Origin of the sequence: Aeromonas salmonicida, assembly GCF_028355655.1 — a bacterium.
GTDB classification, from domain to species: domain Bacteria; phylum Pseudomonadota; class Gammaproteobacteria; order Enterobacterales; family Aeromonadaceae; genus Aeromonas; species Aeromonas salmonicida.
The window spans coordinates 456,310-470,751 of the sequence record NZ_CP110645.1 but is presented as its reverse complement, the minus strand read 5'-3'; the positions used below and the strand labels follow the sequence as shown (position 1 = coordinate 470,751).

The 14,442-nt window shown below is 49.9% G+C and carries 10 protein-coding genes and 1 pseudogene; 3 read left to right on the top strand and 8 right to left on the bottom strand.

Annotated features, from left to right (window positions below; translation table 11 throughout):
* Positions 1 to 8 precede the first annotated feature (8 nt).
* From ONZ54_RS02320 to ONZ54_RS02290, 7 genes are all read right to left on the bottom strand, one after another.
* Positions 9 to 2,549, bottom strand: coding sequence for a hypothetical protein (locus ONZ54_RS02320; RefSeq protein WP_271787371.1), 2,541 nt, complete (start codon positions 2,547 to 2,549; stop codon positions 9 to 11).
* A gap of 295 nt (positions 2,550 to 2,844) precedes the next feature.
* Positions 2,845 to 3,102, bottom strand: coding sequence for a hypothetical protein (locus ONZ54_RS02315; protein ID WP_271787370.1), 258 nt, complete (start codon positions 3,100 to 3,102; stop codon positions 2,845 to 2,847).
* Positions 3,095 to 5,713, bottom strand: a complete 2,619-nt coding sequence (locus ONZ54_RS02310; RefSeq protein WP_271787369.1) for a DNA polymerase type-B family protein — start codon at positions 5,711 to 5,713, stop codon at positions 3,095 to 3,097. The genes ONZ54_RS02315 and ONZ54_RS02310 overlap by 8 nt, the downstream gene beginning before the upstream one ends.
* Before the next feature lie 59 nt (positions 5,714 to 5,772).
* Positions 5,773 to 6,285, bottom strand: coding sequence for a hypothetical protein (locus ONZ54_RS02305; protein WP_271787368.1), 513 nt, complete (start codon positions 6,283 to 6,285; stop codon positions 5,773 to 5,775).
* A gap of 1,809 nt (positions 6,286 to 8,094) precedes the next feature.
* A complete protein-coding gene (locus ONZ54_RS02300; RefSeq protein WP_271787367.1) occupies positions 8,095 to 8,412 on the bottom strand; it encodes a hypothetical protein in 318 nt (105 codons plus the stop codon).
* Positions 8,412 to 9,056 carry a TM2 domain-containing protein gene (locus ONZ54_RS02295; RefSeq protein WP_271787366.1) on the bottom strand — a complete coding sequence of 215 codons (645 nt, stop codon included), beginning with the start codon at positions 9,054 to 9,056 and terminating at the stop codon, positions 8,412 to 8,414. The genes ONZ54_RS02300 and ONZ54_RS02295 overlap by 1 nt, the downstream gene beginning before the upstream one ends.
* A 92-nt stretch (positions 9,057 to 9,148) precedes the next feature.
* Positions 9,149 to 10,030 carry a helix-turn-helix transcriptional regulator gene (locus ONZ54_RS02290; protein ID WP_271787365.1) on the bottom strand — a complete coding sequence of 294 codons (882 nt, stop codon included), beginning with the start codon at positions 10,028 to 10,030 and terminating at the stop codon, positions 9,149 to 9,151.
* A gap of 787 nt (positions 10,031 to 10,817) precedes the next feature.
* On the opposite strand from ONZ54_RS02290, the pseudogene ONZ54_RS23200 reads away from it, so the two are divergent.
* The 3 genes and pseudogenes from ONZ54_RS23200 to ONZ54_RS02275 form a co-directional block, all read left to right on the top strand.
* Positions 10,818 to 11,090 (top strand): annotated as a pseudogene (locus ONZ54_RS23200) (type VI secretion system PAAR protein); the annotation flags it as partial.
* Positions 11,091 to 11,296: 206 nt separating this feature from the next.
* Positions 11,297 to 12,283 (top strand): S-type pyocin domain-containing protein, encoded by a 987-nt coding sequence (locus tag ONZ54_RS02280; RefSeq protein ID WP_271787364.1) that lies wholly within the window; start codon positions 11,297 to 11,299, stop codon positions 12,281 to 12,283.
* On the top strand, positions 12,283 to 12,777 hold the full coding sequence (locus ONZ54_RS02275) for a DUF6392 family protein (protein WP_271787363.1): 495 nt from the start codon (positions 12,283 to 12,285) through the stop codon (positions 12,775 to 12,777). The genes ONZ54_RS02280 and ONZ54_RS02275 overlap by 1 nt, the downstream gene beginning before the upstream one ends.
* A 377-nt stretch (positions 12,778 to 13,154) precedes the next feature.
* Here the strand turns inward: ONZ54_RS02275 and ONZ54_RS02270 are convergent, their stop codons facing one another.
* Positions 13,155 to 14,381: a tyrosine-type recombinase/integrase gene (locus tag ONZ54_RS02270; protein WP_271787362.1), complete on the bottom strand. Its 1,227-nt coding sequence runs from the start codon at positions 14,379 to 14,381 to the stop codon at positions 13,155 to 13,157.
* Positions 14,382 to 14,442: the final 61 nt, after the last annotated feature.

The following is a 14,442-nucleotide window of genomic DNA, read 5'->3' as shown; positions in this document are numbered from 1 at the left end:
CGGACACCTTAGAAGTAAGAGTAAGTATCTGCATAACTATCTCCTTCCTCGATGATAGACTTCAGTGCTCTTTTCGACATGTTCAAGTCGAGATCGGCTAATTTCTGTTCAAGTCTGACTAGTCGCTCCCTGAAGCCTGATCCGTACCCCTCAATCGCGGGAAGAATATGTTGAGCAATAGCGTAGTCAAGAGGCCTATTTCTCATACCGCCCACTTCATTAGCCACGAAGCAATAGCGTCGTATTGCCTTTATCTTACGCTTGCTAATATGAATTGAGCTCGTCTTAGATGCCGGAGCCGCAAGAATTGCTAGCACTTGTTCAAGGGCAGCTTGCTCATCAGGTAGGAAATCAGCCTCTCCAGAGGATATATTGAAGGCAAGATCAATTTGAGTAATTGGAATAGCCCCGTTGAAACCAACATTCCTTGTAAAATCAGATAAATCATCCATGCTTACGTCTTCACCTAATGTGATTATAGGGGCGCGATCGATTAAGCGTGGTGACAGTTTTTCGGTTGTTGCATCATTATTTATAGTGGCAATAAATCGTACCTGAGGTCCAACCTCCAGAAAACGCTGCCCTGCATCAGGAATACCAAGATCTATACAGCGTTTAGCCCCCTCGGTATCACACATGCCTAAGAAATCAGACCAATAATGCTCTACACTTGATAAGTTAGCCTCATCGAGAAGCACAAACTTTAGAAAGTTATCGGAGCTATCTTTATTTCTCAGAAATTGGTACAACCCACTTCTAGATGGCTGATAAACATCTTTTAGAGAATTATAGAAGCCCAAGATATCTCTACCAGCTACCCACCCCCGACCTACAGCAACATTTAAGAAGTTTGAGGCATTGTGCCCTTCACCACTATCAATGCACAGAGCATTTGCCAATCTAATCGCCGTTGAGGTTTTACCTGTACCGGGTGGGCCGGATAATATGGTAAGGAAAGATTGCGTAGTGCTAATTACCAGATTTAACATCTCATCATACGTAAATGGGCGCCCCTCGTCGGAGTGAAATGAGTCGAGCAAATTATAAATGTATTCAGCCCTGTTCGACTTAGTTAACTCCACCTCAGAGACTTTCAGGGGGGGATATTTAACATCTATCGTTGCCTCATAATCAGGCTTCCCATTTAACATTTGAATTAAAGTTTTTAGCTCAGTAAGTTTTTCCCCTAGCTGCGGTGACGCAATCAACGTTCGTTGATTTGCCAAAGTCCTTTCTAGATCACTATTCTCCTTATGCTTCATCTGACTTGTACGCTGCTGAAACTGAATTTCGTCTTTCAAGCGAACAACATTTTTTAGATCCTGATTTTTCTCAAAAATTTCGTCTAATACTTTTTGGTTTTCCTTTATTTTTTGCTCAAGCGCAGTATTCTGATTTGTCAGAGAGGCTTGCTTCTCAAGCAAACTTTGATGTGCTTGCTCGGCTGACTGTTCTTGTATTCTTTTAACTTCTAGATCCGCATCGACCCGAGCGCGCGCTACATTTTGTTCTATTACCTCCAACTCCATTTTACGGGATTCAGCCACCCGTGAAAGCTCCTTAATTTCCCGCTGAACCTGCTCTTTCTTTGCATTCGTTTGAGCATCAATCTCAGCTATTTTCTCTTTTATAAGCAAGTCTTTATTTTTTGCAAAGTAACCATCTAGATATTTCTTTCCCTCAATATTATCTTGAAGGAAGTCCTCAATTATAGCCTTGCCGTAACCCTCATCATCAAGAAATTCAGATAATACTTTCTCTAATCGTTTGAGACGACCATCATTATCCATGGCCTTGTTTTTCTTCTTGTAGGCATCGATTATCTGCGTCAATTTATTGGCTTCATTCTTGCCTAAAGTGCCACTACTTTTTCCAAATCCGGCCTTTGTATAATATTTTATTAGTCTTGAAGCAGAAATATAATCAACTTTTTCAAATGAGACTCTCTGTATTTTTTTCAGAGATGTGATAAATGTACGTAGATCACCTCTAACCTCAAAGCGTAGCAGCTCCCCACTTTCTTCTAGTACATGTTTATCAAACTGAGCGATATGATCCGTTGGAAGATTTAACGGCGTCAAAACCGTTGAGGTCGTCAGAAACCAGTCATCGTCATCTTTGGTCGCATTAAAAGGACCACTGATCGCACCTGAATCATCGATAAAAAATGAAGTATTCTTAGGTAAATCATATCCCAAACTAACTTTACCAGTATCGATATCAGGCATAGGCATGCTTATCACTGGGATGAGTGCATTGTGCTCAAGCCTTTCAGCCCACTCTCCTTTTGAGTAATATTTTTGCTTTCTTTTGTTTTCCTGCCATTCATTATCAGTCTCATGCCACTCGGTAATGATGAATAGCTCATCATCTTTAAAGAGCTCATCAATTTTTTGGTATTCTTTAGATATGAAAACTCCAGAGTTAGGAAAGTCTGTAATATTTACGTTTTTAAAAACACCGTCTTCATGCTCCATTGCAACCGGTATTACATTTCCGAGTTCTGGATTAAAGTTAGTCGAGTCTTTTACTACAATCAATCGTCCCATGAGACATCCCTTATGTCTTTATTTTAAAATCAAGGCAGCGCAGTAATAAATGACGTCCTCCCGCAATGAATCTAACGTATTAGATCTCTGAGTGAGGTCGTTTTCATTTGTGCTGAAAACGCGGATATCATCTTGCAAAATGAGGTAATGGACAAGGATAACGCTCACATTTTGCCATAGAAAAAGACCCCTAGCCGGTAGGCTAGGGGTCTTTTATACTCCACGTTTTAATCAACACCGTCGGGGTTTAGGCTCTTCACGCGGTACATCCACCCCCATAAAGTTCTCCCACCTGCTAGTACAACCGGTTGATGAAATCGCAGCGACCCCAGCCCTGCTTCTCAACCAACAAGACATCAACCTGAACCTTAAGGGTAGGATCGTAAGGCAGCGTTTCCAAGCGCCGCTCAACCAGCTTGCGAAGAGTATCAACGCGGCAGGTCACATTCCTAGCCTTCAAATCGACCCACAACCGGCCAGCTTCCAACAAGAACTGTTCACCACTGGGCTCCATGTGAAAGTCGCAATCATCAAGGTCAAGAAAATCAGTCATGGGTAATCTCCACTTCAGCCAAACGACGTTTAACCTCAGCCAGCCGCCCGGGCTTAAACAGAGGCTCAAGAGGGTAGCCAGGGAGCTGACGTAGCAGCAGAGCCAGCACCCGCAGCACCTCGCCAGTGACAGGCACGACATTCTCCGGCAGAGCGGCCCGCTTGCTGTTCTTGCAGGTGTCGACCGTCACAGGCAAGCCCACCGACGTCAGCAGCGCCGAAATCTCGCCGTAAGTCATCGTGTGGTCGAACCAAGCCTTCTGCACCAGTGAGCGGGTCAGGATGCGGGTCAAGATGCCCAGCGAGCCATCCTCTCGGATCCGCATCGTGGAACCTTGCAGGGCCAGCGCAGATTCGTAGTAGTCCTCCCAACTAGCCCAGTCCTCCATGGTCTTGAGGCAGTTGGCCTCTCGCCATCCATCGAAACGGGCACGGCAATGATCCGCCATGCCAGCATCGCCCCAAGGCACCGTATCGCAAGCAATATGCGTTTCACCGGCAACTTCAACCACCCGTGGGTTCACCAGCTGCCGCTTCTGGTCGAACTCATAACTCAGCCTGATCTTCTTCTTTATTTCGATCAGGTCGCTTTCCGTCAGCCACTGCTCCCGAAGCGAGATCAGGTGACTGGCGTCGATCTTCTGTCCCGGCTCACGGTCAAGGTAGAGCCTCAGGATCCATGCGTTCTGCTCCTCTGTCGTTCCCGCACATTTAACGCCAGCCTTAGCCAGCACAGGGGGCGTATCACCTTGGATAGCGGTGCATTGACCCCTCGTTTTGATAGACACAATCTGGCGAGCATGGTGCTTCAATTCCAGCATCGGCACGGATTCACCACTCTCATCACCATGCAACTGCTGACACAGCGCCTGATAACGACGACACAGAGGCCCAGTCTGGTCGAGTTCCTCCAACGGAGCATCAGTGAGGAAACCATCGGTAGTGACCGATACCACCGTGCGATGTGAGGGGATCCGGTGAAGCAGCTCACCGCACACAGCCCTGATCAGGCCCGTTGTATGGGCCGCCATGTACGGATTGGTCACAGCCGAGGGGCCGATCTTCTTGCTCAAACCTGTAGCAGTATCGAACGCTGTCTTATCGCTAAGCCCCTGGGCCAGCTTCCCGTAGAGCGAGTTACCGATTTCCTTGACCATCACTTCTTCGAGGCTCTTTTTGGGATACTCCCGGCGTAACCGCTGGATCATCCGAGTGAAGTCCTCAAACAAGGGCTGACTACCTGCGATCCACGGCACAATGACACCGTGCTTGATCACAATGGTCCCCCCCATGGATAACGCCAACTCGATTTCAGGTGCGGTGACATACGTTAACCCTGATAAAGGAAAGCGCAGTCCATATTGCTCGGATCTAACAGGTAAACAAGGGAAGCGAGTGCCAGCAGGGAAAGTGAACTCAACGTACGCGAAGCCCATGACATGGCCGATGAAATCATAGGGATCTGAGCTCATACGCATGTTGGCGTAGTCCGGCACCAACAGGTCACAAAGCCCTGTAGTGTAAGCGCCCTTCAGGTCCCAGTCATAGAAACACACTAGCAACGTTGGTCCCATCATGAATGACTCATTACGCCCACCGTGGTAACAGCAGATGGCGAGAGCCTCACACAACCCACGATCAGGAGAAGGACGTTTCATCGACTTGGTAGTCACCTTCCCTTTACCACTATTCCAGTGCTCCTCCTTCTTGATCACCAGCCCAAAGGTAGACATGTAATCCACATCCGCCGCCTTGAGTAGCTGACGAAACACTGTCACACCTACCGCACCGAGCGATCGTGGCAACTTCTGCAAGCCAAACTGGCCGCCGAGAAAATCGCGTACTTTCAGGGCATATTTCACAGCAATCTCAGCATCCCGCAGAGCATACTGTTCAAACGCCTCTTTGTTACCGGCCAAGAGCTCGTCCATGCGCTCGATACTGTAGCCATCAGGGATTTCCAACTTGGGTAAACCAAGCATTGCACCGAGCGCAGACAAAGGGGACTTATTCGGGGCGAGGAACAAAGTGTCAACAAACTCTATAATTGACTGCTGTTTCCTATGGTTGCGATCACGGAACACTATAGGGGCAGGCTTTGCTTTACGAGCTCTCTCAACTGTCTCATCAACCCCGTAACCACTGCCAGTCAGTATCCGGCCAACCACACTTCCACCCTGCGCCTTCACTTGGGTCTTCAACCCCCAGAAATTACTGAATGTGGTGATATCAGCCCTAATGAAGTGAGCTACGACGACTATCGTATGAGGCCACTTCTTAATCAAACCAGCAGCACGACAATCCTCCACCACTCGGGAAATGAACTTTTCAAAAGAGAAGCGCTTGCCAGATTCGGGATAGTGGATCATCCCGCGCTCTTCACCACGACTATTGATGCAATAACTCTGATAGGACAGCACGGTATTCCGCCCATTGCGGGTCACCCATTCTGCGTCAACCCCGATCCAAAGGTCCTCGCCATCAGCAAGTTGGATGTCTTGCTTGGCTGTTTTTTCATCAAAGCGAACCTTACGGATCTCGAAAGGAAGGTGAAGATGCTCCGGCTGATCCTCTTCTATAACCCCAATTTCCGCCTTCTTAAATTCAAACATGAATTTTCTCCATACAAATAACCCCTCCCTGCATGCAGGGAGGGGTTAGGTTGGCGAGGTTATTGAGTTGATGACCCGTTCAGGCGATCAGACAGCTCTGTCAACAAATGGACACATGCGGCTTCAGATGAGCAGAGGCATGTCATTATGGCCTTCTCGGCGCCGCCAGCATATAAGCGGACAACATGCCCATTACCCATTTCACCGTAATCAGCAGACTTGACCAACTCCGGTAAGACAATGGTGCCATCTTCTAAAACAAAGTACTTTTCAAGAAGACCTGCATTCGCCAACGCATCGCGAACATCCTTGAGCAGCTGAATTTGCTTTTCTGATTCAGCAGTGGCATCGAAAGCGATTTGTCGTTCAAGACTGTTGATCCCAATACCCAACCGCGCAATGGCCTCGGGAGTCATTTCCTCCAAAGGATCATTCAGCGGTTGATAACGTTTGGTATAGGCGATGTGCGTCAAATTGACGAGATTTCGGCCAATGATGACTAATGGCTTGGCTACAGCAGTAGCAGTAGCAGTAGCAGGCTTTTGGGGTTTGCAGGACGGTTTAACTGTCATTTGGACTACCTCTTAAGGAAAACTTTGTAAATCAAACGTCAACGAAACTAATCGCCGACCCATAACACTTTGATTTTCTAAGTTAACCAGGCAGTCCCATCACCATCAGACAAGTTGGCTGACATTGAGGCGTGGTTGCAACGGGTGCCGTCGAAGACGGATAGGTAATATCCATATACCTACATATAAGTAACTTTTTCCCGTGCGCCGAAAAAGATACAGAAAAAAAATGATATGAGCAAACTGTTTGTTTGGGGTGTGTGGAGGCATCCATCATCACATCAGAACGAGCCCTTTGCGCACATAACCTCGATCGTGCGCAATACCTAAACTGGGAAACCCGCCTCAGATAAACACCACCGCCGTGGTGTAACAGGTTGGAGGGGGAGAAGGCAGATCCACCGCCTTCTCCCCCCTATCATGAGCAACGAATGAATCTTGATGACTACGCGAGTGGCATGTTCACACTTCAGGTGTCTACGATGGCAATTTGCAGTATCCAAACGAAGAGCCGCGCTTAGCCACACTGTCAGATAACTGTATAAGCATCATGGTAGGGGATGGAGCTCGCTTCGGTGTGGCGGGTGATCCGCTCTCCATCCCCCTCCGCGCTATAACACTACTCAACGCCACCTTGATGTATCAGTCTTTTCCGCATGCCAAGCTTGCGCACATCCCAAAAAACTGCGCAGTCGATTTGCACCTTGCGTGGCTTCCTATGGGCACCTCGTCGATAAGGCACCCGGCTGACACGAAGGTAATGGCAATGCCCCTGCCTCGCTCAGGAACGTTTGGGTTATTGGCATCAACGTTTATCACTCTGCCGATGCCCACCCTCAGCATTCAAGCTGTAAAACCTGCTTCGAACGGTGCCGAAAAGACCAGAAAAAATGCGCTAAAAATCGGGTTCCGCGTAGTTGCAAATTTCAGGAGCGCATACGGCGCATGGTCTTGTGGATCGGTGTTTTATGACCGTTGGGGATGAGGGAGAGCCCCACCCGCCCTCATCTGGGGCTTTGCCCCCCTGATGCACTCTCTGCGTAGTTATGGCATCCCTGCTATCGCAATATTCCCCCTCCAGCATTCCCTATCAGCGTTGCCTGCTGGTTCCCACAATTGCCAAAACTCACTTGGTTTCCCATCTGAGTGACCGACTTGGCTCTGACTGGCCTTGCCTTCCTGGCTAGCTGAACTCAGCTCCCTCCGGGACACCAATGTTACTAATATGTTTATCTTTTCGTGGTCCTTCTCGCGGTCCAATCCTTCTTCTCTATTTGGGCTGCTGAGCTGGGGCAATCTGCCCTGGCCTCTTGAGCCCTCTGAGATCCCGCGCACATGCCCCTGTTCATTCCCTCTCAACTGCAGATCTGACGCTTGAAAAAAGTAAGGCGGGATTGATCCCGCCTTATGTTCTTACTGAGCGACGTATAGCTCTACACTGCACTTTGTATCTCTCGGCTCTCCCAGCTCCTTCTGGCAGGTTTTGCTCCTTCCCTTCTCATCGAGCTCGAAAATCCGCTTGGCCTCGACTCGATAGATCCCGTACTGCGACTTGAGCGGGTTAGTGAATGGTCCTTCAAAATCAGTACTGCATTCCAAGCCGCAACTCTCAACAACGGTATGGCCGTTACTCTGGATCGTGATGAACTTGGTGGTACCACTGCCTCCCGAGAAGTTGAAACGCCGTTTGCCTACAAATGGTAAATCAGCTCGGGCTTGAGACGACTCCTGTAGCCCTGTGGGCTGTTGGCTCTGTGCTGCCTCGCACATCTTATCTAACAGTGCATCTATCATGATCTCCGACTGTGGCTAGCCGTTTATCTCCAGCGCTTCAACGCTGAACTCCTCACCTTGAACCCACATCTGAAGCATGCCCCGTACAGGTATATCCCCATATGTGAATGTGCCACTCACATTGACCAACTTGCGACCATCGGCGGCTTTACCTGCCGACCAATCGGGATCTTTGAAGAAGCTATCGGCCTGCTGCTCCAAGGTCACGCCTGGGCAGCTATCCAGTTCCCCCTCTTTCACGGTCAGCTCGTCCCATTTGCTGAGCAATCCAGCTTGAGCAGCAGGGACCATCAGCAGTGAAACACTGGCCGCCAGAGCGAGCTTCTTTATCATTACCATACCCATTGGAATGCCCTCACTGCTTGATAGTTGTAGCGTTTATCGAACTCTTCTTGGGTCAGGCAGAGCACACGGATGAACTCAATGACCGACAGTAAAACGGGGATCCCAGTTGTGCAGGCAGCCAAATAGATCAGACCCCAGCCCCAGTTTCCGGTGTAGAACTTGTGTAGGCCCAAACCGCCACCAAAGAACATCAAGATGGCCATCAAGACCTTCCGCTTCCCCCGATGGTGAACTGTGCTTCCCACTGGTGCTGATTGGACTGGTGCTTGTGTCGGTGAAGGTTCGCGAATAGGCCATGCCGTCACATCAATTGGATTGGGTATCACCGCTGCTATCGCTTTGGCTTTCTTCTTGGCCGTACCGAAGGTATCGATCGCATCAACGAAAGAGCCGGTCAGCGATAGCTCAACAATTCCTTCTTCCGGCGAGCTGAAATGCACTGTGACCCGTTGGCCAAACGGGTTAACCCCGTACTTCCAGGATGCTTCCAACTCTCCTTTGGCCCTATCAGCTTTCTTGATGGTGCCACCCTCTGCTTGCAGGTGAGCGGCTACGTGCTCGAAGACTGTCTCATAATCGTCATGACTGCGTAGAACGAGGTCAGATAGCGTAGTTATCGTGGGAGATCCCATGGTTTTGCTCCTTGTTTGTTGAACTACAGATAGTGGTGATTGGCCCCGACAGGTGGTGTCGGGGGGTTGAAATAAGTGGCGTGAAATTTGGCTTACATCCGGCTGAGCAGGGTCTTGAGGTCACGCTTGACCAGAGCCTGGATCCCCGCAGGGCTGATCACTTCAAGGTGCGGCAGGTAGGTTTTGATCACGGGTAGCAGCTGAGCACCATCGAATACCCTGCTTGCCAACAAGATGCTGCCGTCTTCCAGTTCTCGGATCAGTGCCTGCTCGGGCAGGATGTTCCTGAGCTTGAATTCGTGGGCGATGGGTGAGGCCGCCTTGATAACGACCTCATGGGATGGGATGGCCTCTTGCTCGATCAACCGTTGGAGTATCTGTTGCTGAGGTTCTGCGATAGTGGCTGCAGCCTCCGTCAGCCGGATGAGCGATATTCGGGATAGGGGCTCAATAAACGGTGCTTCCGTGGATACACCTGCCAAGTACCAGCGGCCTCGCTTATTGACCAAGCGATATGGCTCAACCTCTTGTTCTGTTTGCTCACCAACCCAAGTCAGCCTGGCTTTGAGCTGTTGGCTGATCGCTTTGGCAAGCGGCTTTAACCATTGGTGGTGGCTGTCATCTTCATCGAGTTGAAAGCCTGACAGAACGAACACGGGGGACCCATGGGGGTTGAGCCATTGCTTGAGCAGAGCGTCGTGATCGTCCGGGAACAGCGCCTTGGCCCCAACTTGCTCACACAGCCGAAGGATCGCGGGAGTCGATGCTCTACCGAAATAGGATGGGTCAAGCCAATAGGTCTGCCCCTCACGCTCCAATGGCAAGTAAGCCAGTCTGACGTTCAGATCCCGTTGTATGGTGCGTGGTGAGACGTTGAACTCATGAGCCAGTTCGGAGATCACCAACCGCTGTCCGTGATTGAGCTTGGTCAGGATCACGCCGAGGCGCTGGGCTAAGGTGTCGTGTTCTGCCATCCAGGGGAGCATCGTTGTCAAAGGTATCCAAGTGTCACGGAGGTGCCCGACAGGGCGTGTCGACTTGGATTTTCACGACAGAGGGGGTCACGGGTAAGCAGAGTTGGCATTGGTGGCCGAGCTTTTGCATTTTCCCCAACCCGCTTGGATGAGGGTATCGACACCAATAATGCGAGCCGGATCCTGCTTTAGATTGATAAACGGGTGGCTCTGCGTGCGCAAGGTTCAGTGAAGACTGCAAATAACGAAGGTTCTCCGGCCTCTCTTCCTGTCTGAGAATGACCAGCGACAGATCACCGTTCGAGGCCGGAGGCTGACCCAAAATGCGCAAAAATGGGGTACTCGCGCAGACTCCGGTTGTTCTGCGGCCATACCCCGCATGAAGTGCTGGGGTGGTGTCCTATGCACGTTGGGGTAGAGTAACTATTGCCCCCTCCCCTGTGCGAAGTGGTTCCTTGCATCTCTGATCTGCGCCATGGCGTTTTGGGCACGAGCACAATTCCCCTGTCTTTGGCTCCTGCTTCTTTGCTTCAGAAACGGGCTTGGCTATCTCCTCTTGCCTGACTAGCTAGACCTCGTTCCGCTGCCTTGTCGGGTTGGTACAGCCGAGCTCCCTCCGGGCAGTCAGTGTTAGGTTTTTGTTAGGAAACGCTTATGCTTTGGCACCTCAACCTCAATGCCAAGTCGGTCTCAATTTGGCGTAACGAGCTGTGCGCAACCGTTGAATTGCTTCAAAAACGTGCAAAGCTGTAATAAAGTGCTATTCATTTGAATCAATGGAGCAGATATGTCTAAGCACGCTGCCAAGATTGGTGATATTGGCACTGACCATGATGGCTTTCCTCCTACGCCCATTATCGAAGGCTCTCCAGATGTCTTTATTGATGGCATTCCAGCCGCTCGGGTAGGAGATGCACTAGCCCCCCACGCTAAGCCGAACAATCCGCCCCATCCGCGTAAAATTGCCGCTGGCTCATCCACGGTTCTTGTTAATGGTAAGCCCTTAGCAATTACTGGCGGCGCTGTTGATTGTGGTGGTGTGATCATTGGATCGGGCACAGTGATAGTCGGTGACGAGTTCAAACAAGTTGAGTCCAGCGTTATTGCACCGGTGATCAAGAAAGCGACTCCCTTCATTTTCGCCAAGTCCAGCTCTGTGCCTTTGACAACTATTGAGGCCGCTGCAGGGCCTGAACCGCTAGCCATGTTTGGCAAAGCCGTAGTGCTCGCACCGCTCCCCTCGAATGCCAAACAAGGAGGCACTAAATGACCAGTGCTGTTGCCACAAGTACGGCAAGTGAAGTCGCACTTGGAAGGATATCTGGTAGCTTGCCCACCGAGTTGGGCGCCTGGGCCTTGCGTACCAGTGGAGCTGCATCAGGAGCATTTCTGATGGCATTTTGGCCCTCTGATCTTGGTGATGGCACCCTCTACAGCGACGAGCAGTTGCAAGCGATGAGCCGTGCAGCTACCCGGGTCCGCTTCCGGTTTATCGAAGATGAACAGGGTCGAATGCAGGTCTATGGGATCCACACTAGCGCCTCATCTGGGATGGATTCAGTGCCAATCGTGCAAGCTCGGCAAGAAGGTAGTGCCATTGTCGCTGCGATCCCCGGTGGGCCTACGCTCACTTGGTACCCTGATAGCAGTGGTGAAGTGCCCGATGCCAGCAGCTACTACCCTGAGCGGGATGGTCTGGAGGTGTCGAATATTCTGGTGCGCCCCATCCCGGATGCGCCGGATGCGGAACTTGAGACATTTCCGGCTACTGGTGATGACCTTGAAGATTGCATCATTACCTTCCCTGCGTCCTTGGGTATTCCTCCGCTTTATTTGGTATTTAGTAAGCCGCCTGTTAAGTTGCTGGAGGTGGATCTTTTCCGCAATTTCGAGGGGAGACCCCGAAATGGTACTCATGCTGATCATATGCCTTCACAAGCTGCTATAGAGGCGTACTTAAAAAGTCTTGATTCAGACATGGACCAAGACTTAATTAAGTCATACAAAAAAGACGTCGCATCTATTATTATTCCAGCTTCAGTTCATCAGAAGTATAGTGAGACATATGGCAGACGAAACACTCGCAATGATAGAGCTCAGATCATAAAAGATTCCAGTGATTTACGAAAAGCAGTGGATAATAACTTCGACGCAATAAAGCCTTACCTTCGTGATGAGGGTTTTAGCGACGCTGAGCTTGAGCAGGCTCGTGACAAAATGCATAAAATAAATAAGTCTCAGGGGTGGTATTAATGACTGTCGATGTGAAATTTTTAATTAATGGTTTTGGAAAAACATATCAAGAATTGTTTGATAGTGGTTTTATTCCATATAAAACCAAGCCAAAAGGCGATTCTGGCAGCCCTGTCATAACTCTTGATATGGCGAAGGAAGGAGTTCTCCTGACATTTGACAAAGCAGATCAAAAGCTAATCGAAATGACATTACGATTGATTGATGAGCGTAATGATAAATATACATTTCCAAATGAGATGCCAGCTCCTCTGTGGCTTGATATGTCTAAACCTTCTGTACGCGAGCGCTTTGGCGAACCTTTACATTCACATCCTCCGCATAAAATAATAAATAGAATATTTGGTGGTGTCGATTACTACGAGTTATCTAAAGGTGCAAAATCTGTAATGATGCTCGTGCGGTATAACTCCGACCTGAAAGCTATGACTGTGACATTCAAGCCTGCGGCCTTAGTAAATTGGAAGCCACTATCTCCCTCATTGTTGATTTAACAACCAAAATAATAACAGCCAACGTGAACCGTTGGCTGTTATTATATTTACGCCATCCACCAAACCCGCTCAAAAATTAATAAATATGCCATATTTATCTGTTCCCTTTCTTATTAAACTCGCTAGTGTGCTATGAGAGTCTTAATGCACCACACTCCCTATTCAGACATATATATAAACAGTGCCTCTACCATGTGTTGATGCCCTACGGGCGCGGCCCGTATACCCCGGCATACCATTCTCCTCAGCCACACAGAGACTCTAGGCCTCCACGAGACAGCCACATCTATCACGCCCAAAAAACTCGCCAGCCCCCGAGGTAAAGGGCTGGCGAGTTAGGCAACGATACCTCCGGGATACTCCCTGCATTTGCTTGCTTATCCTGCTCGTTGCAAGGCGATCGACTCCGCTTTGACTGAGCTGGGAGCGATTAACGCTTGCTCCACGCAGTTCGCCACTTGTGCGCTGGTATGGCGCAATCTGCTGGCGTGTAGGTGGGCATACCGCTGACTGGATTGGCTGCTTGAATGACCCAACTGTGCCTGTACGTCATACAAGGTGCCACCGCTGGAGACAATCAACGCTGCAACCGAATGACGACAGGTATGAATACATACTTGCCCTTCGATTTGTGCTCGTTTCAGCATCCGGTTAAATGGCTTGGTGACGTTGTTCAACGGTTGTCCCGGCTTCTGACCAGGGAACAGGTAGGGGTTTCCCGCTATCACCGGTGTATCCTGCAAAACCTGCATAGCCATGTGATTCATATGCAGGATCCGGCTCTTGCCATTCTTGGTGTGCGGGATGAACAGCGTCTGATGCACCTTGTCGATATGCTCCCACTTGGCCAGCCTCAGCTCATCTTTTCGTAGCCCCGTCAGCAACAGCAGTTTGACGTACTGCCCTGCATAGCGATTCTCGTCAGCATCCGCTGCCATGAACAAACGCCGGATCTCAGCCTTATCGAGGAATCGGGTTCGCTGGTTGTTCTCGGGGAGCGTCTTCAGGTAGACCAATGGATGTTGTTCCAGATACCCCATCCGTACACTCCACGTCAGGATGGCCTTGAGCAAGGTGGTGATCCGGTTGTTGGTCGCGGGCTTGCACTGGCACATCAGGCTGGTTTGCAACGCCTGCCCTTGCTCCAGATTGATTTCCGATAACAGCCGAGAGCCAAGCGCCGGTTGCAGGTGATCCCGGAATCGCTGCTCGTCGTTCTGCCAAGAACGTTTATGGTGCTTGGCATAAGGCAGGTAATACAGTTGGAACAGCTCATGCAACGTGAGCTCTTGCCGTTTATCCTCCTTCAATTGCTTGGGGTCGATGCCCTGTGACAGCAGTCGTTTATAGTCTGTGGCAATCTCTCTGGCCGTGTTCAGGTCTACGTCTGGAAAGCGGCCTATGGCAATAGCCCGCTTGCGGCCATGCCACAGGTACCGCATCAGGAACTTCTTATTGCCCTCCCCTTTCCCCACCAAGCATTTGAGCCCCGAGATCTGGGTGTCGCTGTATTCGGCCTCCGTGGATTTTGCATTTGCGGGATTGGGTGGCAGCGCTTCAATCGCCTTTTGGGTGAAGCGAAAACGAGATGGGAGATCTGACATAGTTGAACTCCTGTTAACTGGTGTGAGCGGGGGCTGGCATTGCCCCAAGAAAAAACAGCAC

Bases quoted from the DNA above. Each gene is read 5' to 3' on its own strand.
- ONZ54_RS02320 (WP_271787371.1), bottom strand. From the start codon at position 2,549: ATGGGACGATTGATTGTAGTAAAAGACTCGACTAACTTTAATCCAGAA.
- ONZ54_RS02280 (WP_271787364.1), top strand. From the start codon at position 11,297: ATGACCAGTGCTGTTGCCACAAGTACGGCAAGTGAAGTCGCACTTGGA.
- ONZ54_RS02305 (WP_271787368.1), bottom strand. From the start codon at position 6,285: ATGACAGTTAAACCGTCCTGCAAACCCCAAAAGCCTGCTACTGCTACT.
- ONZ54_RS02310 (WP_271787369.1), bottom strand. From the start codon at position 5,713: ATGTTTGAATTTAAGAAGGCGGAAATTGGGGTTATAGAAGAGGATCAG.
- ONZ54_RS02290 (WP_271787365.1), bottom strand. From the start codon at position 10,030: ATGGCAGAACACGACACCTTAGCCCAGCGCCTCGGCGTGATCCTGACC.
- ONZ54_RS02295 (WP_271787366.1), bottom strand. From the start codon at position 9,056: ATGGGATCTCCCACGATAACTACGCTATCTGACCTCGTTCTACGCAGT.
- ONZ54_RS02315 (WP_271787370.1), bottom strand. From the start codon at position 3,102: ATGACTGATTTTCTTGACCTTGATGATTGCGACTTTCACATGGAGCCC.
- ONZ54_RS02300 (WP_271787367.1), bottom strand. From the start codon at position 8,412: ATGATAAAGAAGCTCGCTCTGGCGGCCAGTGTTTCACTGCTGATGGTC.
- ONZ54_RS02270 (WP_271787362.1), bottom strand. From the start codon at position 14,381: ATGTCAGATCTCCCATCTCGTTTTCGCTTCACCCAAAAGGCGATTGAA.
- ONZ54_RS02275 (WP_271787363.1), top strand. From the start codon at position 12,283: ATGACTGTCGATGTGAAATTTTTAATTAATGGTTTTGGAAAAACATAT.